We start from the raw sequence: 18,783 nt of genomic DNA on the forward strand, positions 1-18,783 counted from the left end.
CTGTCGCTCGGGCCGGCCACTCGCGGGGTCAGATCAGGGGTGGGACGAGGTCGCGGGGGAGCTTTCCGGCGGCGGCGCGGTCCAGCAGCCACAGGGTTCGGCGCAGGCCACGGGCGCCGGCGGCCGGGAGCTGGACGTCGCCGGCGCCGCTGAGGGCCATGGCGACCGCGGCGGACTTGGCCTCGCCGGTGGTGAGCAGCCAGACCTCGTCGGAGCGGCGGATGGCGGGCAGGGTCAGGGTGATCCGGGCGGGCGGTGGCTTGGGGCTGTTGTGGACGGCCACCACGGCACGGTCGGTCTCGTACACGGCGGGGGAGGACGGGAAGATCGAGGCGACGTGTCCCTCCTCGCCGACGCCGAGCAGGCAGACGTCGAACCGGGGCACCGGGCCGTGGTCCTCGGGGGTGGCGCGGGCGGCCAGGGTCGAGGCGTAGGACTCCGCCGCGCCGTCCAGGTCGTCGCGCCAGCGGACGTCGGCGGCGGGCATGGGGTGCACCCGTTCCGGGGCGACCGGCACGTGCTCCAGCAGCGCGGCGCGCGCCTGGGTGTCGTTGCGCTCCGGGTCGCCGGGCGGCAGGAACCGCTCGTCGCCCCAGTAGAGGTCCACCCGCGACCAGTCCACCGCGTCCCTGGCCGGCGAGCGCCGCAGCTGTTCGAGCACCGCGATGCCGGTCCGCCCGCCGGTGAGCACCACCGACGCGGTGCCGCGCGCGTGCTGGACGTCCACCAGCCGCACGGCCAGCCGGGCCGCCGCCGTCGCCGCCACCAGCTCCGGGGTGGCGTGCACCACCACCTGCGACGTCATCGGCCCCGGCCGGCGGGTGCGCGGCCTCGGGTGATGCCGGCCAGGCCGGCCAGGGCGCTCTGGTAGGTCTCGTCGGCGTCCAGGCGGCGCAGTTCCTCGGTCAGGCAGTCCCGGACCGGGCGGCGGGCCAGCGTCACCAGCCGGGGCGGCTGGCCGGGCTGGGTGAGGGTGCCGACCTTGGCGTCCGGGCGGATCAGCTCGACGGACCCGGAGCGGCGCTCCAGGCGCACCGAGTGCATGCCGCCCACCGCGCCGACCTTGGTCCGCTTCACCGGCACCGACAGCCGGCTGGCCAGCCAGCCCGCGAGCAGGTCGGTGGACGGGGAGTCCGGTTCGCCGTCCACCACGGCGCCGGTGATGTCGTCGTACGGCGGCTGGTCGAGCGCGGACGCGAGCAGCGCCCGCCACAGGGTGAGCCGGGTCCAGGCCAGGTCGGTGTCGCCGGGGTGGTAGCTGCTCGCGCGCTGCTCCAGCGCCTTGACCGGGTTCTTCTCCGCCGTCGCGTCGGTGATCCGGCGGCCGGCGAGCTGGCCCACCGGGTCCTCGGCGGGAACCGAGGGCGCGGGCCCTGGCCACCACACCACCACCGGGGCGTCCGGCAGCAGCATCGGGATGGTCATGCCGGCGCACGCCTCGGGGGAGGCCAGCGGGCCGTAGCCGCGCAGCACGATCACCTCGCTGGCGCCGGCGTCACCGCCGACCCTGATCTGCGCGTCCAGCCGGGGCGCGGCCTTCTTGGCGCCTCGGACCAGCACGATCACCCGGCACGGGTGCTGGCGGCTGGCCGCGTTGGCGCACTCGATGACCTCTTCGGTGTTGGTGCTGTCGTCGGTCACCACGACGAACGTCAGCACCCGGCCGAGGGTCATCACGCCGCCCTGCTCGCGCAGGGTCACCAGGCGCCGGCTGACCTGGTGGGTGGACGTGGCGGGCATGTCAACGATCATGATCCACTCCCGTTCAGGGCCTGCGCCACGTGCGGCCGGTGCGCGCCATCATGGCGTCGGCGCCCTTCGGACCCCAGCTGCCGGCCGCATACGGCTCAGGTACGCCCGACTCCGCCCACCGCTCCAGAACGGGGTCCAGGATCCGCCAGGACCGCTCGACCTCGGCGTTGACGGGGAACAGCGACGGCTCGCCGAGCAGGACGTCCAGGATCAGCCGCTCGTAGGCCTCCGGGGAGTCCTCGGTGAACGCCAGGCCGTAGCCGAAGTCCATGGTGACGTCGCGGACCTCCATGGTGCTGCCGGGCACCTTGGAGCCGAACCGCATGGTCACGCCCTCGTCCGGCTGCACGCGGATGACCAGCGCGTTCTGGCCCAACTCCTCGGTCATGGTCTCGTCGAAGGGCAGGTGCGGGGCGCGCTTGAAGACCACCGCGATCTCGGTCACCCGCCGGCCCAGGCGCTTGCCGGTGCGCAGGTAGAACGGCACGCCGGCCCAGCGGCGGGTGTCCACCTCGACGGTGATCGCGGCGAAGGTCTCGGTGCGCGACTCCGGGTTGTAGCCCTCCTCCTCCTTGAGGCCGACCACCCACTCGTTGCCCTGCCAGCCGGCGGTGTACTGGCCGCGCGCGGTGGTCTCGTCCAGCGGCTGCACCAGCTTGGCCGAGGACAGCACCTTGATCTTCTCGGTGCGCAGCTCGCCGGGGGAGAACGACACCGGCTCCTCCATCGCGGTCAGCGCGAGCAGTTGGAGCAGGTGGTTCTGGATCACGTCCCGGGCGGCGCCGATGCCGTCGTAGTAGCCGGCGCGCCCGCCGAGGCCGATGTCCTCGGCCATGGTGATCTGCACGTGGTCGACGTAGTTGGCGTTCCAGATCGGCTCGAACAGCTGGTTCGCGAACCGCAGCGCCAGGATGTTCTGCACCGTCTCCTTGCCGAGGTAGTGGTCGATGCGGAACACCGACTCCTCGGGGAACACGTCGTTGACTATCGCGTTGAGCTCCTGGGCGGACGCCAGATCATGCCCGAACGGCTTCTCGATCACCACCCGGCGCCACTGCCCGGGGTGGTCCTGGCCGGCCAGCCCGGAGCGGGCGAGCTGCTTGCACACCACCGGGAACGCGCCGGGCGGGATGGACAGGTAGAAGGCGTGGTTGCCGTTGGTGCCGCGCTCGGCGTCCAGCTCGTGCACGGTGTCGCAGAGCCTGTCGAACGCCTCGTCGTCGTCGAAGCTGCCCTGCACGAACCGGATGCCCTCGGCGAGCCGGTCCCAGACCGCCTGGCGGAAGGGGGTGCGGGCGTTCTCCCTGACCGCGTCGTAGACGACCTTGCCGAAGTCCTCGTTCTCCCAGTCCCGGCGGGCGAAGCCGGTCAGGCCGAAGCCCGGTGGGAGCAGGCCCCGGTTGGCCAGGTCGTAGACGGCGGGCATCAGCTTCTTGCGCGCCAGGTCACCGGTCACGCCGAAGATGACCAGCCCGCACGGGCCGGCGATGCGGGGCAGCCGTTTGTCTCGCGGGTCGCGCAGCGGGTTCGTCCAACCCTCGGGTCGGGCCTGCACGAACGGTTCGCTCATCGCGGGTTTGCCTCCCGGTCGCGATCTCAGATGTCCGCGGTGATCACCCCGGCAAGCTGGGCGAGCCCGGCTTCCCGGTCGGTCAGGTTCAGCCTGAGCACCGGCCGCCCGCGCCCGGCGAGCACCCGCCCGTCACCCAGTGCCTGAGCGTGCTGCAGGGTGGCCAGGGTGTACGGGCGGTCCGGAACGGAGAGGTCGGACGGAACCGATCCAGTGATCTGAAGGTACACCCCGTTCTGGTGGCCGCCCTTGTGGTACTGGCCGGTGGAGTGCAGGAACCTCGGGCCCCAGCCGAACGTGGTCTGCAGGCCGGTCCGGCGGGCCAGCTCGGCGCGCAGCACGGCGGTGGAGGCGTCCTCGATGCGGTCGAGGTAGGCCTGCACGGCCAGGTAGCCGCGCTCGGGCGCGGCGGCGACCAGCGCGTCCAGCGCGCCGCGCACGGTCCGGTCGGCGCCGGCCGGCAGCCAGTCGCCGGCGAACACCTCGATGGCGCCGTCGACGAACGTAGGTGCGTCGGTGCCATCGTCGTCGGGCGGGGCGTCCAGGAGTGCGCGGGCGGCCGCCTTGGCCGCCTCCACGTCCGGCTGGTCGAACGGGTTGATGCCGATCAGCCTGCCGGCCACCGCGGTGGCGTACTCCCAGGTCAGGAACATCGCGCCGAGCGTCCCGTCGCTGGTGATCCGGGCGCCATGGTCGCCGATGGCCACCGTGGTGGCGTCCGGCCCGGCGTCGGCGAACCCGGGTGCGTTAGGCCCTTCCACCACGACCGGCAGCAGCCCGACGCCCTGCTTGCCGGTGGACTCGGCGATCAACTGCTCCGCCCAGTCACCGAAGCCCACGATGCCCGAACCGCTGTCCGCGAACACCACCTTCTCCGCCCCGGCCTTGTGCCGCACGCCCAGCGCGGCGCCCAGCAGCAGTCCGGGGTTGTCCGGCTCGTCGCGCGCCAGCTCCTTGGCGGCGGCCGCCGCCTCGTCCAACAGCCGCTCGATGTCCGCACCCGCCAGCCCCGCCGGGACCAGCCCGAACGCGGTCAGCGCGGAGTAGCGTCCGCCCACCCCCGGGTCGGCGTTGATCACCTTGAGGCCGGCCTCCTCGGCGCGGGACTGCAGCGGCGAGCCCGGGTCGGTGACGACCACGATGTGCCCGGCCGGATCCAGCCCTTCGGCCTTGAACGCCTCGGTGAAGATCCGGTAGTGGCTGTCCGTCTCCACCGTGGACCCGGACTTGGACGACACCACCAGCACGGTGGCCGCCAGGTCACCGGCCAGCGCGTCGGCCACCTGGCCGGCGTCGGTGGTGTCCAGCACCACCAGCTCGCGGCCCTCGGTGCGGCAGATCACCTCCGGCGCGAGCGAGGAGCCGCCCATGCCGGCCAGCACCACCCGGTGCACCCCCGCCGTGCGCAGCTCCTCCCGCAGCGCCTCGACGTGGCCGATCAGCGGGCGCGAGGTCGCGGGCAGGTCCACCCAGTTCAGCCGGATGGACGCCTCGGACTCCGCGTCCGGCCCCCACAGCGTGGCGTCCTTGCCGGCGATCCGGGACGCGACCTTGTCGGCGACCAGCTCGTCGACGACCCGGCGGGCCTCGGCGGCCAGCTCGCCGTCCTCGATCCGGACGCTCACCGCGCCGCCGCCAGCTGCTCGCTCACGGTCGAGGTCAGCTCGTCCCAGCTCGCGGCGAACTTCTCCACGCCCTCGCGCTCCAGCACCTCGAACACGTCAGGAACGTCCACCCCGACCTCGGTGAGCGCGTCGAACACCCGCTGCGCGTCCTCGTCGGCGCCGGTCACCTTGTCGCCGTGCACGTCGCCGTGGTCGGCGAACGCCTCCAGGGTGGCCTGCGGCATGGTGTTCACCGTGTCCGCGACCACCAGCTCGGTGACGTAGAGGGTGTCCGGGTAGGCCTTGTTCTTCACCCCGGTGGACGCCCACAGCGGCCGCTGCGGCTGCGCGCCGTTCGCCGCCAGCGCCGCCCAGCGGTCGGTGCCGAAGGCCTCCCGGAACGCGGCGTGCGCCAGCCGGGCGTTGGCCACGGCGGCCTTGCCGCGCAGCGCCAGTGCCTCCGGCGTGCCGATCTTCTCCAGCCGGGGGTCGATCTCGGTGTCAACCCGGGAGACGAAGAACGAGGCCACCGAGCGGATCGAGGACAGCGGGTGGCCGTTCGCCTGCGCGCGCTCCAGGCCGGCCATGAAGGCGTCCATCACCTGCCGGTACCGCTCGATGGAGAAGATCAGGGTGACGTTCACGCTGACGCCCTCGCCGAGCGCCGAGGTGATCGCCGGCAGCCCCTCCACGGTGGCCGGGATCTTCACCATCAGGTTGGGCCGGTCCACCGCCTTCCACAGGTCCAGCGCCTGCGCGGTGGTGGCGTCGGTGTCGTGTGCCAGGCCGGGGTCCACCTCCAGGGAGACCCGGCCGTCGGTGCCTCCGGTGGCCTCCCAGGTGCCGGACATCACGTCGCAGCCGCGCTGCACGTCCGCGACGGTGATCTCACGCACCGCGTCGGCCACCGAGGCACCCCGGCCGGCCAGCTCGCGGACCTGCGCGTCGTACGCCTCGCCGTGCGACAGCGCCTTGGCGAAGATCGTCGGGTTGGTGGTCACCCCCACCACGTGCCAGTCCCTGACCAGCTCGAGCAGGTTGTTCGAGTCCAGCCGCTCGCGGGACAGGTCGTCCAGCCAGATGGACACGCCGGCGTCGCTGAGCGCGGCGAGTCGTGGGTGCTCGGTCATGATGCGCTCCCGTTCTTAACGATGGTTAGCGAGGGAGGAGCGGGCGGCGGCCACCACGCTGTCCGCGGTGATGCCGAACTTCTCGTACAGCGTCTGGTAGTCCGCGCTGGCCCCGTAGTGGTCGATGCCGACGACCTCGCCCCGATCGCCGACCAGCCGGTACCAGGTCATCGGCTGCGCGGCCTCCACCGCGACCCGGGCGGTGACCTCCGGCGGCAGCACCTCGCGGCGGTACCCCTCGTCCTGGGCGTCGAACCACTCCAGGCAGGGCATGGACACCACCCGGGCGGACACCCCCTCGGTGGCCAGCCGCTCCCGGGCGGCCACCGCGAGCTGCACCTCCGACCCGGTGCCCAAGATGATCACCTTCGGTGCTCCGGCGCCCGCGTCGGCGAAGTCGGCGAGCACGTAGCCGCCCCTGGCCACGCCCTCGGCGTCGGTGCCGGCCAGCACCGGCAGGTTCTGCCGGGACAGCGCCAGCCCGGACGGGGCGCCGGTGTCGCGCAGCACGGCCTTCAGCGCGTAGGCGGTCTCGTTGGCGTCCGCCGGGCGCACCACGTTCAGCCCGGGGATGGCGCGCAGCGCGGGCAGGTGCTCGATCGGCTGGTGGGTCGGGCCGTCCTCGCCGAGCCCGATCGAGTCGTGCGTCCAGACGTACGTCACCGGCAGCTTCATGATCGCCGCCAGCCGGACCGAGGGCCGCATGTAGTCACTGAACACCAGGAACGTGCCGCCGTACACCCTGGTCCCGCCGTGCAGCGTGATGCCGTTCATGATCGCGCCCATGGCATGCTCGCGGACGCCGAAGTGCAGCGTGCGCCCGTACGGGCTGGACTGGCCCCACTCCTTGGTCACCACGCTCGCCGGGCCGAACGAGTCGGCGCCCTCGATCGTGGTGTTGTTGCTCTCCGCCAGGTCGGCCGAGCCGCCCCACAGCTCGGGCAGCCCGTCGGCGACGCCGTTGAGCGCGGCGCCGAACGCCTTGCGGGTGGCCACCCCCTTGGCGTTCTTCTCGTCGTCCGGGTCCCAGCTCGGCAGCCCGGCGTCCCAGCCGTCCGGCAGCTCGCGGCGCAGCATCCGGTCCAGCAGCGCGGCCCGCTGCGGGTGGGCCGCCGCCCAGGCGTCGAACCCGGCCTGCCACTCCGAGTGCTCCCGCTTGCCGCGCTCCACGACCTGCCTGGCGTGCGCGAGCACCTCGTCGGCGACCACGAAGCTCTTCTCCGGATCGAAGCCGAGCTCCTTCTTCACCGCCGCGACCTCGTCGGCGCCCAGCGCGGCGCCGTGGGCCTTGCCGGTGTTCATCTTGTTCGGCGCCGGGTAGCCGATGACCGTGCGCAGCGCGATGAAGCTGGGCCGGTCGGTCTCGGCGCGCGCGGCCTCCAGCGCGTCCAGCAGGCCCGTGACGTTCTCCCCGCTGTGCACCTTCTGCACGTGCCAGCCGTACGCCTCGTACCGGGCGGCGGTGTCCTCGGAGAGCGCGACGGCGGTGTCGTCCTCGATCGAGATGTGATTCTGGTCGTAGATCACGATCAGGTTGCCCAGTTGCTGGGTGCCGGCCAGGGAGGACGCCTCCGAGCTGACCCCCTCCTCGATGTCGCCGTCCGAGGCGAGCACGTAGACGTGGTGGTCGAACGGGCTCTGCCCGAGCGGGGTGTCCGGGTCGAACAGGCCGCGCTTGCGCCGGGCCGCCATCGCCATGCCGACCGCCGAGGCGATGCCCTGGCCGAGCGGGCCGGTGGTCATCTCCACGCCGGGGGTGTGCCCGTGCTCCGGGTGCCCGGGGGTCTGGGAGTCCCAGGTGCGCAGCGCCTCCAGGTCCTCCAGCCGCATGCCGTAGCCGGACAGGAACAGCTGGATGTAGAGCGTCAGGCTGGAGTGGCCCATGGACAGCACGAACCGGTCGCGGCCCAGCCAGTCCGGGTCGCTCGGGTCGTGCCGCATGACCCGCTGGAACAGCGCGTAGGCGGTGGGCGCCAGGCTCATCGCGGTGCCCGGGTGGCCGTTGCCCTTCTTCTGTACGGCGTCCGCGGCCAGCACCCGGATCGTGTCCACTGCCCGGGTGTCCAGCTCGGTCCAGTCCTGGGGAACCGAGCGGTGGGTGAGCTCGGCGAGAGTGATGTCTGACACGAGAAGCGTGCTCCTGACCCTGGGTTGTTCCGTGTTCGTCTCGATGTTGCGGCGTCGTTGCCCGCCCGTTCGCGCCCCTCGGCGGCTCCGTACCCCGGCCGCCCACACCCGCCTTGACCCGCACAAGTCCCGGCGAGCGGTGCCGCCTACGGTCATTCTTCCCCCGCGGCCATTGTGATCGCCGCCCGCCACGCCTGGTAGGGCTACCCGGTAACCCGTATGCGAACACGTGGGAGTTAGCATCGGCGGCGTGCAAGCCCTCCAGGTGGGGACTTGCGCGCCGGCCCCACCAGCCGGGCCGTTCCCGAACTGAAGTGTCAAGCGAGGTGCTCCAGGTGTGCCGACCAGGGCGGACATACGCCCCGTGCTGAGCCCGTCGGCGCCACGCGCCCCCCTGACCCCTCCGATCAAGCGCGGCCGCTCGGTGCTGCGGGCGTACCTGTCGCTGACCAAGACCCGGATCATCGAGCAGCTGCTGGTGATCACCGTGCCGGCCATGTTCCTGGCCGGGCGCAGGGCCGGTGACGGGACGCTCCCTTCGGTGGGGCTGCTGGTGGCGACGCTGGTCGGCGGGGCGGTCGCGGCGGCCAGCGCGCACGCGCTGAACTGCGTGGCCGACGCCGACATCGACGCCAAGATGAAGCGCACCCAGGCCCGGCCGCTGGCCCGTGACCAGGTGCCGCGCACCCACGCGCTGATCTTCGGGCTGGCGCTCGGGCTGGTCAGCGCGGTGTGGCTCGGGCTGACCACGAACTGGCTCGCGTCCGTGCTCTCGGTGGCCGCCATCGCGTTCTACGTGCTGGTCTACACGCTGCTGTTGAAGCGGCGCACCGCGCAGAACATCGTCTGGGGCGGCGCCGCCGGCTGCATGCCGGTGGTGATCGGCTGGGCGGCGGTGACCGGGCGGGTGGACTGGCCGGCGCTTGTCATGTTCGGCGTGATCTTCTTCTGGACGCCGCCGCACTTCTGGGCGCTGGCCATGCGCTACCGGGACGACTACGCCGCCGCCGGGGTGCCGATGCTGCCGGTGGTGGCCAGCCCGGTGCAGGTGTCACGGCGGATCGTGGCGTACTCGTGGCTGATGGCGCTGTGGTCGCTGCTGCTGGTGCCGGTCACGTCCTGGGTGTACCTGGGGGTGGCGGTGGTCACCGGCGGCTGGTTCGTGGTGATGGCGCACCGGCTGCATGCGCACGTGCGAGAAGGCGGAACAGCCGCCAAGCCGATGCGGCTGTTCCACCTGTCGAACACCTATCTCTGCGTGCTGTTCATCACCATCGCGGTGGACGCCGCGCTGGGGCTGCCGGCGCTCGGCCTGCCGTTCTGAGCTCGTTTCACTTCAGGTCCGTCGGCTTGCCGTCGCGCAGTACCTTGACCCCGCGCGGGACCTGGACCTCGTAGCGCGCGTCGCAGTTGCCGAACCCGGTGCACTGGGCGACCAGGTCGAGCACGCCGTCCTTCAGCTCCCAACTGGCTTCGCGGTTGCCGCTCTTGACGTCGAACCGGCGGATGACCTTGACGTCCTTGCGGTCGACCGGGATCAGGTCGGTGGGCACGTCGTGCGCCTTCACGTTCAGCGTGGTGCCGGTGAGCGGGAAGGTCGTCTCCTCGGGCGTGGCGTTCTGGTAGGCGGCGCAGCCGGTCAGTCCGAGCAGGATGACGGACAGCGCCGCGCGGGGAAGAATCGTGGAGTTCACTCGGCCGATCATGGGTAGGGCGGGCGCGGGCCGGCATCTGCCGATCGGCAGATCTTGACCGGCAACCCCCCTTATTCGCTGCCGGGACCGGGGTGGACGCTGGCTACCTTTCCCGGGTGGCTCGACGACCATGGATTTTGATGACCGGCCTGGCCGGGGCGCTGCTGCTGGGGCTGTGGGCGGCGCCGATCGCCGGCGTGCTGATCGCGGTGCCGGCGGCGGTGGCGCTGGGCGCGGCGGTGGCGGCGGCGCCGCGGCGGGCACCCGTGGAGCGGCTCACCGGCGCGGCCGCCGCCGTGTCGGTCGCCGCCAGCGCCCTGGTGCACCTGCGCCCGCCGCCGGACATGCACAACGTGGCGGGGCTCTGCTCGGCCAGTGAGACCGCCGCGCTGGTGGTGCTGCTGGTGTTGCTGGTCCGCCGGGGAGCGCCCGGGCGGGTGGCGTTCGTCGCGCCGCTGGCCGCGCTGGCCGTCGTCGCGCTGCCGCTGCGGGTGACGGCGGGCGCGGTGCCGCCGGCGAGCCTGCTCGAACTGGTCGTGCTGGCCCTGGTCTGGGCGTTCCCGGCGGGGGGAGCGGTGGCGGCCGGCTACTACCTGCGGACGCTGGACGACCGCAGGGCCGGGGCGGTGGCCGCCGCGCGGCAGGCCCAGCGCCTGGAGATCGCCCGCGACCTGCACGACTTCGTGGGCCACGACCTCAACGGCATCGTGCTGGAGGCGCAGGCCGCCCAGCTCGCCCCGGACCAGGCCGTGGCCGCGCTGCCCAGGGTCGAGCGGGCGGGACTGTCGGCGCTGCGGTCGATGGACCAGCTGGTGCACCTGCTGCGCGGCGAGGAGCGGGACGGGCACCCCAGGGGGATCGCCGACCTGCCCGCGCTGGTCGGACGGTTCGACTCACCGCCCGTCCTGCTGGAGGTGGAGCCCGGCCTGGCCGAGCGGGTCCCGCGCGAGGTGGGTGCCGTCGCCTACCGGGTGGTGGTGGAGTCGCTGACCAACGTGCGCCGGCACGCCGCCTCGGCCGGCCAGGTATGGGTCACCCTGGCCACCGGGAACGGCCCCGACCTCGCGGTGACGGTGGACGACGACGGCGCCGAGGGCGGCGCTCCGGCGGGCGGCAGGCACGGGCGGCTGGGGCTGGTCGGGCTCACCGAGAGCGTCGGGCTGCTGGACGGCACGCTGGAGGCCGGGCCGCTGGGCCCGCGCGGGTGGCGGGTGCGGGCGGTGCTGCCGATCCGGTCCGCGTCGTGATCAGGGTGCTGCTGGCCGACGACCACGAGATGGTGCGCCGCAACGTCCGGACCATTCTGGAGCGCCAGCTCGACATCCGGGTGGTGGGGGAGGCGGCCGACGGCCGGCTGGCCGTGGAGCTGGCCGGCGTGCTGCGCCCGGACGTGGCGCTGGTCGACATCCGGATGCCGGGCCTGGACGGCCTGGAGGTCACCGAGGCGCTGGCCGGCTCGGTCGCGGTGGTGATCATCACGACCTTCGACCTGGACGAGTACGTGCACGGCGCGCTGCGCCGGGGCGCCTGCGGGTTCCTGCTCAAGCGCGCCGGCCCCACGCTGCTGGTCGAGGCGGTGCGGGCGGCGCACAACGGCGAGGCGCTGATCAGCCCGTCCATCACGCTTCGGCTGCTGAGCCATATGACCGGGGGCCGGCGCACCGATCCGGACGAGCCGCTGACCGAGCGGGAGCGCGACATCGCCGCGCTGGTCGCCCAGGGCCTGACCAACGGCGAGATCGGCGCCGAGCTGTTCATCTCGCCGGGCACCGCCAAGACCCACATCGCCAACATCCAACGCAAGCTGGGAGTGCGCAACCGTGTCGGAATCGCCATCTGGGCCAGGGACAACGGCCTCCATCGCTGACCGGACGCGGGTGCCGTGGCGCGAGGTGACGATCTTCCTGGCCGTCACGTTCGGCGGCATCACGCTCGTCGGCCTGCTCTGGGCCGGCCTGGGCGACATGAACGACCAGCGGGACGCCCTGGTGTTCGGCGGGCTCGGCATGCTCACCCCGACCCTGGGCGCGATCGCCGCCACCCGCCTGACCGGGGCGTACCGAGGGCCGGCGCGGTTCCTCCTGGACACCGGTGTCACCCCGTCGCCACCCTGGGGCCGGCTGGTCCGCTACCTCGCCGTCGGGCTGCTGCTGCCGTTGGTGATCATGGCGGCGGCGCTGTGCATCGGCTCGCTCGCCGGCGTCTACCGGTTCGTCCGGCCGTTCCCGCTCGACTCGTTGCTCGCCGGGCTGGGCACCAACCTGGTGACGTTCGTCCCGCTGCTGGTGCTGATGCTCGGCGAGGAGCTCGGCTGGGGCTACCTGCTGCCCAGGCTGCTCCCGCTCGGCCTCTGGCCGGGGCTGCTGGCCAGCGGCACCATCTGGGGCCTGTTCCACGCCCCGCTGACCCTGCAGGGCTACCTGTTCCCGACCTTGCCCGGCGTCGTGGGGACGCTGGTGTTCACCCTCGGCAGCGTCCTGCTCGCCGTGCTCATGGGCTGGCTGCGGCTCGCGTCGGCGAACCTGTGGCCCGCCGTCGTGCTGCACGGCAGCTCGAACCTGCTGGCCAACCCGATACCGCCCACCATCGGCCAGGCCACCGACCCGGCCACCGCGAACCTGGCCACCTCGCTGCCGGGCGGCTGGCCGAGCTGGGTCGCGATGGCCGTGATCATCGCCGGGCTGGCGGCCACCGGCCGGTACCGCCGGCACTACCGACCGCAATCCTGAAGCTGTGCCGGGAGCGGTGCGTCGGCCCGGTCGACCGTGGGCGGTTCGAGACGGCCGGTGGCCCACGCGACGGGAACGGCGACGATGGCGATCACAAGACCGGTCAGGACCGCGGCCGAGGCGGTGAAGGCGCCGACGGCCACGCCACCGGCGAGGGAGCCGAACGCGATGCCCAGGTTGATCGCGGAGGCGGGCAGCGACTGCGCCAGCTCGCCGCCGGGGCCGGCCAGCGCGACCACGCGGTACTGCAGCGACGGCCCCGCGCCCATGGCGCACGCGCCCAACGCCACCAGCAGCAGCCCCACCAGGACCGGGCTGGTGCCGAACAGGTGGAGCGCGGCCAGCGAGCCCGCGGTGCCGATGGCCGCCACGACCAGGGTCCGCCCGGCATCCCGGTCGGCGAACCGGCCGCCGCCGAACGAGCCCGCCGCCGTGGCCACGCCGTAGGCCAGGAGGAACACGCTGACCAGCGCGCCGGAGACGCCGGTGACGTCCCGCAGGAACGGCACGATGTAGGTCAGCGCCGCGAACGTCGCCCCGAACACCAGGGCGCACAGGACCAGCACCGCGAGCACCCGTGGCGCGAACGCGTACCTCGCCTGGCCGCCCACACCGCCGCCGGCGCTGGGCACGGACGGAACCAGCGCCGCCGTGGCGACGAGCGTGACCGCGATGAGCACGACCACCGCGAGGTACGAGCCGCGCCAGCCGACCGCCTGGCCGAGGAGGGTGCCCAGCGGCACGCCGACCGCCGCGGAGACGGCGACGCCGGAGATGACCACCGCGATGGCCCGGCCGGCCCGCTCGGCCGGGACCACGGCGATGCCCACCGCGAACGCCGTGGCGTCGAACAGTCCCGCGAGCGCGCCGGTGAGGGTCCGCGCCACGAGGGCGATGTCGTAACCGCTGCTCAGCGCCGCGCTCAGGTTGCATGCGCCGGCCAGCACGAGTGCGCCGCACAGGACCGTGCGCCTGTCCAGCCTGATCGTCAGCGCTGTCAGGATCGGGCCGCCGATGGCCAGCCCCAGCGCGTAACCGGTCACCAGCGTGCCCGCCGAGGAGACGGACACGCTCAGGTCGCCGGCGACCAGGTCCAGCACGCCGACGATGAGCAGTTCGGCACTGCCCATGACGAACGCTCCCAGGAACAGCACCGCCAACGTTCGGGTGGCGCCGCGTGGGCTCACCGCCGCGTGCTGAGTACTCATGAGACTTCCCTCCTGCCCGGTGGACTTTGCCCACCGACGAAGGAGGCCGCCCGGGATCGACATCGCCCGGGCGAGAAGCTCATTCCCAGACCGGCCGGATCTCCACACCGCCCCGGCGCGCGTACGGATGGCCGGCGGCGATCTCGATCGCCTCGTCCAGGTTCGCGCACTCCACGATCACGACACCGCCCACGAAGTCCTTGGTCTCGGCGAACGGCCCGTCCGAGACCAGGGTCTCGCCGTCGCGGACCCGGACCGTGGTGGCGTCCACCACCGGCCGCAACCGTTCGCCCCACAGCTCGGCGCCACGCCGCGCCAGGTCCGCGGCCCAGGCCTGGTGCACCAGGTCCGCGGCCAGCTCCTCGTTGCTCGGCGCGTCGATCTCGTCGTCGCGGATCAGCAGCACGTACTTCACGCCGCCGATTCTGCCCTCCTACGGGATGAGCAGGAGCTTGCCGGTGGTGCGGCGGGACTGGAGGTCCTGGTGGGCCTTGGCGGCGTCGGCCAGGGGGTAGCGGTGGCCGATTCGGATGTCCAGGGTGCCGTCGGCGACGGCGGCGTAGACCTCGCCGGAGTGGTACTCCAGCTCCTTGCGGCTGGCCACGTAGTGGAACAGCGAGGGGCGGGTCAGGTACAGCGAGCCGCCGGCGTTGAGGCGCATCGGGTCCACCGGCGGCACCGCGCCGCTGGCGCCGCCGAAGAGCACCAGCATGCCGCGCGGGCGCAGGCTGGCGAGGCTGGCGTCGAAGGTGGTCTTGCCGACGCCGTCGTAGGCCACCGAGACGCCCTCGCCGTCGGTCAGCGCGCGCACCTCGGCGGCCAGGTCCGCCACCTCGGTGTAGTTGATCACGTCCGCCGCGCCCGCGCCGGTGGCCAGCTCGGCCTTCTCCGCCGTGGACACGGTGGCGATCACCCGGGCGCCGCGCTCGTTGGCCAGCTGGGTGAGCAGCAGGCCGACCCCGCCGGCGGCGGCGTGCACCAGGACGGACTCGCCGCGCGCCACCGGGTAGGTGGCGGTGACCAGCACGTGCGCCGTCATCCCCTGCAGCAGCGCGCCGACGGCCTGGTCGTCGGTCACCTCGTCGGGCACGTGCACGGCCCGCCCGGCCGGCACCGCGACCTGCTCGGCGTAGCTGCCCGCGACGTCGAACCAGGCCACCCGGTCGCCGACGGTGAAGCCGGTCACCCCCGGCCCGAGCGCGCTGACGGTGCCGGTGCCCTCCAGGCCCAGCCCGAACGGCGTCGGCTTCGGGTAGATCCCGGCGCGCTGGTAGGTGTCGATGTAGTTGACGCCGGCGGCGGCCACCTTGACCAGCAGCTCACCCTCGCCAGGAGTGGGGTCTGGCAACTCGGACAGCTCGATCACTTCCGGTCCGCCGGTCCGTTCCACCTGCACCGCACGCATGTCTTTCCCTCCGGTCCCTCGGCGCGGGTCATTCTGCTCTCGATCAGTCGATCGCGCTGGGTGGCGTCCCGGTTACCCGGGGTTGCATGTCATCCGGTGCCGAGGCCGGCCGGCTCGGACGGCGCCTCGGTGACCTCCGGGGCGGGCGGCTCGACCGGCGCCGGCGGGGGCCGCTCGGTGGTCGCCGCCCACAGCGCCGCGGCGGCCGCCGTCACCAGGCAGGCCCCGAGCACGTGCAGCGACACCAGCGTCTCCGGCACCCCCAGCGCGTACTGGGCGGCGCCCAGCGCGCCCTGGGCCAGCACCGCCGCGATCAGCCACCGATAGCGGCGGCGCACCGATGCTTTGGCGGCGACCGCGCGCAGCAGGAAACCGAGCCCGACCAGCAGGCCGAGGTACCCGACCAGCAGGTCGGCGTGCAGCTGCGCGAGCGTGGGAACGCCGATGCCCAGCCGGGGCGTCTTCGAGTCACCGGCGTGCGGACCGGCCGAGGTGACCAGCGTGCCGGCCACGAGCACCGCGGCGAGCACCACGTTCGTGAGCGTGACCAGCCCGCGAGCCGGCGCGGACAGCACCCGGGTCGCCGGGCCGTCGGTCTCGCCGGTGGCGCGGACCAGCAGCACCGCCAGCCAGACCAGCACCATGGAGATCAGGAAGTGCGCCGAGACCGTCCACCAGGCCAGCCCGGCGAGCACCGTGATGCCGCCGACCACCGCCTGGGCGGCCACCCCGGCCGGCATCGAGAAGGCCAGCCAGGTCAACCGGCGCCGCCGTGGCCGGGTGCCCAGCGCGGCGAGCAGGCAGGCCACCGCGATCACGCCGAGCGCGCCGGTGAGCATGCGGTTGCCGAACTCCACCCACTGGTGCAGCAGGGCGACCTCGTAGCGCGGGTCCGGGACGAGGCTGTCCGGGAAGCAGGTGGGCCAGTCCGGACAGCCCAGCCCGGACCCGGTCACCCGAACCACCGAGCCGGTCACCGCGATCCCCGCCTGGGCCACCACCGCCAGGACGGCCAGCAGGCGCATCAGGCGGGGCGGGACGGCGGGGACACGGTTCAGCTCAGCGGTTCGGGGCACAGCGGTCCGGGGCGGGTTGTGGGGCACGGCCTCATGGTAAGCAGGCCGGTTCCGGCGTCAGCTCAGGGCTGGATCCAGCCGAGCTGGCCGTCCACCGTGTAGCCGGCGGCCTTCATGTTGTTCACCTCGGTCGGCCGCTCCGGCAGCGCACGCCACTTGCCGTGGTTGCTGAACCGCGTGAGGTGCACGGCGCCGGGCTTCTGCGCGCTGTCGGCGTAGCCGAGGACGCCCTCGTCGGTGAAGTTGGGGCTGCTGATCTCGCTGGGCGAGATGGACAGCATGTACGACGGCTGCGGGCTCTTGGCCTTCAGCCGGTGGATGGCGACGGTGCCGGGCTGCTGGCTCGCGTACAGCTTGCCGAGGTCGGCCGACTTGGTGAACTTGAACTTCGCGGTGGCGTTGGTGGCCTCGGTGCCGTTGAGCGTGTAGAACCAGCCGCCGCCCGGGGTCTTGAACTCCTGCAGCGTCGACAGGCCGCCGGCGGGGGCGGCCGGCGCGGTCTCGACGGCGAGCGCCGGCTGGGCCGGGCCCGCGACGCTGAACACCGCGGCCAGGGCGGCCGCCGCGGCGGCGGTTGCGGTTCCGATCAGTAAACGCCTTGAACTCACGAAATCCCCTCCTGTATTGCGTAGCTTGCAGCGGCGGAAGGGTAGCAGCGCCGTTACTGAGAGCTACTGAGAGGTCGCACTCAGTGGGGTACCGCGCACGAAGGGGTGTCCCTGGCCGGGGTCAGCGCAGCCGAACGGCGCGCGCGGCCACCAGGCCCGATGCGACGGCCCAGCCGACGAGCACCAGGATCCGGTGCAGCCCCGGCGAGCCGCCGTCGACCAGGGCGGTGCGCAGCCCCTCGGCCAGCGCGCCGGACGGCAGCAGCGCGGCCACCGCGCCGATCGGCCCCGGCAGCTGGTCCACCGGCAGCACGATCCCGCCGCCGAGCAGCAGCACGAACCAGACCACGTTCGCCACCGCCAGCACGATCTCGGCGCGCAGCGTGCCGCCCAGCAGCAGCCCCAGCCCGCCGAAGGCGGCGCAGCCGAGCAGCACCATCAGCAGCGCCCAGCCCAGCCCGCTCACCGCCGGCCGCCAGCCCAGCGCGAGCGCCACCGAGCCGAGCACCACCATCTGCACGGCGACCACCCCGAGCACCGCGACCAGCCGCCCGGCCACCAGCAGCCAGCGGGGCAGCGCCGTCGCGGCCAGCCGGCGGATCACCCCGTAGCGCCGGTCGAAGCCCAGCGCGATGGCCTGCCCGGTGAACGCGGTGGACAGCACCGCGAGCGCCAGCACGCCCGGCGTGACCATGGCCACCCGGGGCTCCGGCAGCGGGACCACGTTCAGCATGGTCAGCCCGACCAGCAGGGCCAGCGGGATCAACAGCGTGAGCAGCACCTGCTCGCCGTGGCGCAGCGCCAGCCGCAGCTCCACGCCGGACTGGGCGGCGAGCATCCGGCCCAGCCGGCCGCGACCGGGTGCGGGCTGGAACGTGCCCTCCGGGAAACGGGTGGTGGTCACGAGCGCAGCTCCCGTCCGGTGAGGTCCAGGAAGACGTCCTCCAGGCTGCGCCGGGCCACCCGCACCTCGTCGGCCAGCACGCCCTGGTCGGCGCACCACGAGGTGACCGCGGAGAGCACCTTGGGGTTCATCTGCCCGCGCACCAGGTAGCTGCCGGCCATCGGCTCCTCGGCCTGGTACCCGGACGGCAGCGCCCTGGCCAGCGCGTCCAGGTCCATGCCGGGCCGGGCGCGGAAGCGCAGCTGCTGCTCGCCGCTGCGCGCGGTCAGCTGGTTCGGGGTGCCCCTGGCCACCACCTTGCCGTTGTCGATGATCACGACCTGGTCGGCGAGCGCCTCCGCCTCGTCCATCAGGTGTGTGGTGAGCAGCACCGCCACCCCGTCCCGGCGCAGCGCCGCGATCAGCTCCCAGACCAGCCGGCGGCTCTGCGGGTCCATGCCGGCGGTCGGCTCGTCCAGGAACACCAGCTCGGGCCGCCCGACCACCGCGCAGGCCAGCGCGAGCCGCTGGCGCTGCCCGCCGGACAGGCGCTTGAACGGGATGCGCGCGCACGAGGTGAGCCCGAGCACGTCGAGCAGCCAGCCCACCGGCAGCGGCCGGGCCGAGCAGGCCGCGATCAGCCGCAGCATCTCGCCGGCGCGCACCCCCGGGTAGGCGCCGCCGCCCTGCGGCATCACGCCGATCCGGGCGCGCAGCCGCTCGCCGTCGGCCACCGGGTCCAGCCCGAGGACGCTGACCTCGCCGGCGTCCGGCCGCAGGAAGCCCTCGCAGATCTCCACGGTGGTGGTCTTGCCGGCGCCGTTGGGCCCGAGCAGGGTGAGCACCGACGCGGGCGCCAGCACCAGGTCCAGCCCGTCCACGGCGCGCACCCCGCCAGCCGCCGGGCCGTAGTGCTTGACCAGGCCCTGCGCGCACAGCGCTGCCTCGGGGAATGACGGCGTGGGGGGACTCACGGCTCCAGATTCTACGTATCGTC

General features: G+C 73.3%; 18 protein-coding genes. 4 read left to right on the top strand and 14 right to left on the bottom strand.

What is annotated here, in order from left to right:
* Positions 1–28: 28 nt before the first annotated feature.
* The 6 genes from pgl to tkt are packed head-to-tail and all read right to left on the bottom strand — an operon-like array spanning position 29 to position 8,183.
* Positions 29–805, bottom strand: a complete 777-nt coding sequence (pgl, locus tag N912_RS0114585) for a 6-phosphogluconolactonase (RefSeq protein WP_028923016.1) — start codon at positions 803–805, stop codon at positions 29–31.
* Entirely contained in the window at positions 802–1,752 is a 951-nt protein-coding gene (opcA, locus tag N912_RS0114590) for a glucose-6-phosphate dehydrogenase assembly protein OpcA (protein WP_028923017.1), read from the bottom strand. Before opcA ends, pgl begins: the two co-directional genes overlap by 4 nt.
* Before the next feature lie 13 nt (positions 1,753–1,765).
* On the bottom strand, positions 1,766–3,322 hold the full coding sequence (gene zwf / locus N912_RS0114595; protein WP_028923018.1) for a glucose-6-phosphate dehydrogenase: 1,557 nt from the start codon (positions 3,320–3,322) through the stop codon (positions 1,766–1,768).
* Positions 3,323–3,348: 26 nt separating this feature from the next.
* Positions 3,349–4,947, bottom strand: coding sequence for a glucose-6-phosphate isomerase (locus N912_RS0114600; RefSeq protein WP_028923019.1), 1,599 nt, complete (start codon positions 4,945–4,947; stop codon positions 3,349–3,351).
* On the bottom strand, positions 4,944–6,056 hold the full coding sequence (tal, locus tag N912_RS0114605) for a transaldolase (RefSeq protein ID WP_028923020.1): 1,113 nt from the start codon (positions 6,054–6,056) through the stop codon (positions 4,944–4,946). Before tal ends, N912_RS0114600 begins: the two co-directional genes overlap by 4 nt.
* 15 nt (positions 6,057–6,071) lie before the next feature.
* On the bottom strand, positions 6,072–8,183 hold the full coding sequence (gene tkt / locus N912_RS0114610) for a transketolase (RefSeq protein WP_028923021.1): 2,112 nt from the start codon (positions 8,181–8,183) through the stop codon (positions 6,072–6,074).
* A 364-nt stretch (positions 8,184–8,547) separates the two neighbouring features.
* Between tkt and N912_RS0114615 the strand changes: the two genes are divergently transcribed.
* Positions 8,548–9,507: a heme o synthase gene (locus N912_RS0114615; RefSeq protein WP_051580177.1), complete on the top strand. Its 960-nt coding sequence runs from the start codon at positions 8,548–8,550 to the stop codon at positions 9,505–9,507.
* A gap of 7 nt (positions 9,508–9,514) precedes the next feature.
* Here N912_RS0114615 and N912_RS0114620 read toward each other — a convergent pair whose 3' ends face one another.
* A complete protein-coding gene (locus N912_RS0114620; protein ID WP_028923023.1) occupies positions 9,515–9,877 on the bottom strand; it encodes a hypothetical protein in 363 nt (120 codons plus the stop codon).
* A gap of 140 nt (positions 9,878–10,017) precedes the next feature.
* Here N912_RS0114620 and N912_RS65155 point away from each other — a divergent pair, with 140 nt between their 5' ends.
* From N912_RS65155 to N912_RS60325, 3 genes are read left to right on the top strand one after another with little or no spacing between them, the layout of a single operon-like run.
* A complete protein-coding gene (locus N912_RS65155) occupies positions 10,018–11,124 on the top strand; it encodes a sensor histidine kinase (protein ID WP_051580179.1) in 1,107 nt (368 codons plus the stop codon).
* Entirely contained in the window at positions 11,121–11,744 is a 624-nt protein-coding gene (locus N912_RS0114630; protein ID WP_028923025.1) for a response regulator, read from the top strand. The genes N912_RS65155 and N912_RS0114630 overlap by 4 nt, the downstream gene beginning before the upstream one ends.
* A 10-nt stretch (positions 11,745–11,754) precedes the next feature.
* On the top strand, positions 11,755–12,606 hold the full coding sequence (locus N912_RS60325) for a CPBP family glutamic-type intramembrane protease (RefSeq protein ID WP_051580180.1): 852 nt from the start codon (positions 11,755–11,757) through the stop codon (positions 12,604–12,606).
* Here N912_RS60325 and N912_RS51910 read toward each other — a convergent pair.
* The 7 genes from N912_RS51910 to N912_RS0114670 form a co-directional block, all read right to left on the bottom strand.
* Positions 12,588–13,814: an MFS transporter gene (locus tag N912_RS51910; RefSeq protein ID WP_051580181.1), complete on the bottom strand. Its 1,227-nt coding sequence runs from the start codon at positions 13,812–13,814 to the stop codon at positions 12,588–12,590. The genes N912_RS60325 and N912_RS51910 overlap by 19 nt on opposite strands.
* A 79-nt stretch (positions 13,815–13,893) precedes the next feature.
* Positions 13,894–14,229 carry a YciI family protein gene (locus N912_RS0114645; protein WP_028923026.1) on the bottom strand — a complete coding sequence of 112 codons (336 nt, stop codon included), beginning with the start codon at positions 14,227–14,229 and terminating at the stop codon, positions 13,894–13,896.
* 18 nt (positions 14,230–14,247) lie between these two features.
* Positions 14,248–15,219, bottom strand: coding sequence for a quinone oxidoreductase family protein (locus tag N912_RS0114650; RefSeq protein WP_028923027.1), 972 nt, complete (start codon positions 15,217–15,219; stop codon positions 14,248–14,250).
* Positions 15,220–15,308: 89 nt separating this feature from the next.
* Complete coding sequence (locus N912_RS51915) at positions 15,309–16,322, bottom strand: COX15/CtaA family protein (protein ID WP_342670855.1); 1,014 nt, start codon at positions 16,320–16,322, stop codon at positions 15,309–15,311.
* Positions 16,323–16,357: 35 nt separating this feature from the next.
* The gene (locus N912_RS0114660; protein ID WP_156993565.1) at positions 16,358–16,903 is read right to left on the bottom strand and encodes a hypothetical protein; all 546 of its coding nucleotides are present in this window, start codon (positions 16,901–16,903) and stop codon (positions 16,358–16,360) included.
* 121 nt (positions 16,904–17,024) lie between these two features.
* Positions 17,025–17,741, bottom strand: coding sequence for an ABC transporter permease (locus tag N912_RS0114665; RefSeq protein WP_084210941.1), 717 nt, complete (start codon positions 17,739–17,741; stop codon positions 17,025–17,027).
* Positions 17,742–17,803: 62 nt separating this feature from the next.
* Positions 17,804–18,760 carry an ABC transporter ATP-binding protein gene (locus N912_RS0114670; protein ID WP_028923030.1) on the bottom strand — a complete coding sequence of 319 codons (957 nt, stop codon included), beginning with the start codon at positions 18,758–18,760 and terminating at the stop codon, positions 17,804–17,806.
* Between the last annotated feature and the right edge of the window lie 23 nt (positions 18,761–18,783).

It is taken from the genome of Actinospineispora acaciae DSM 45401 (assembly GCF_000620785.1).
Classification (GTDB): Bacteria; Actinomycetota; Actinomycetes; order Mycobacteriales; family Pseudonocardiaceae; genus Pseudonocardia; species Pseudonocardia acaciae.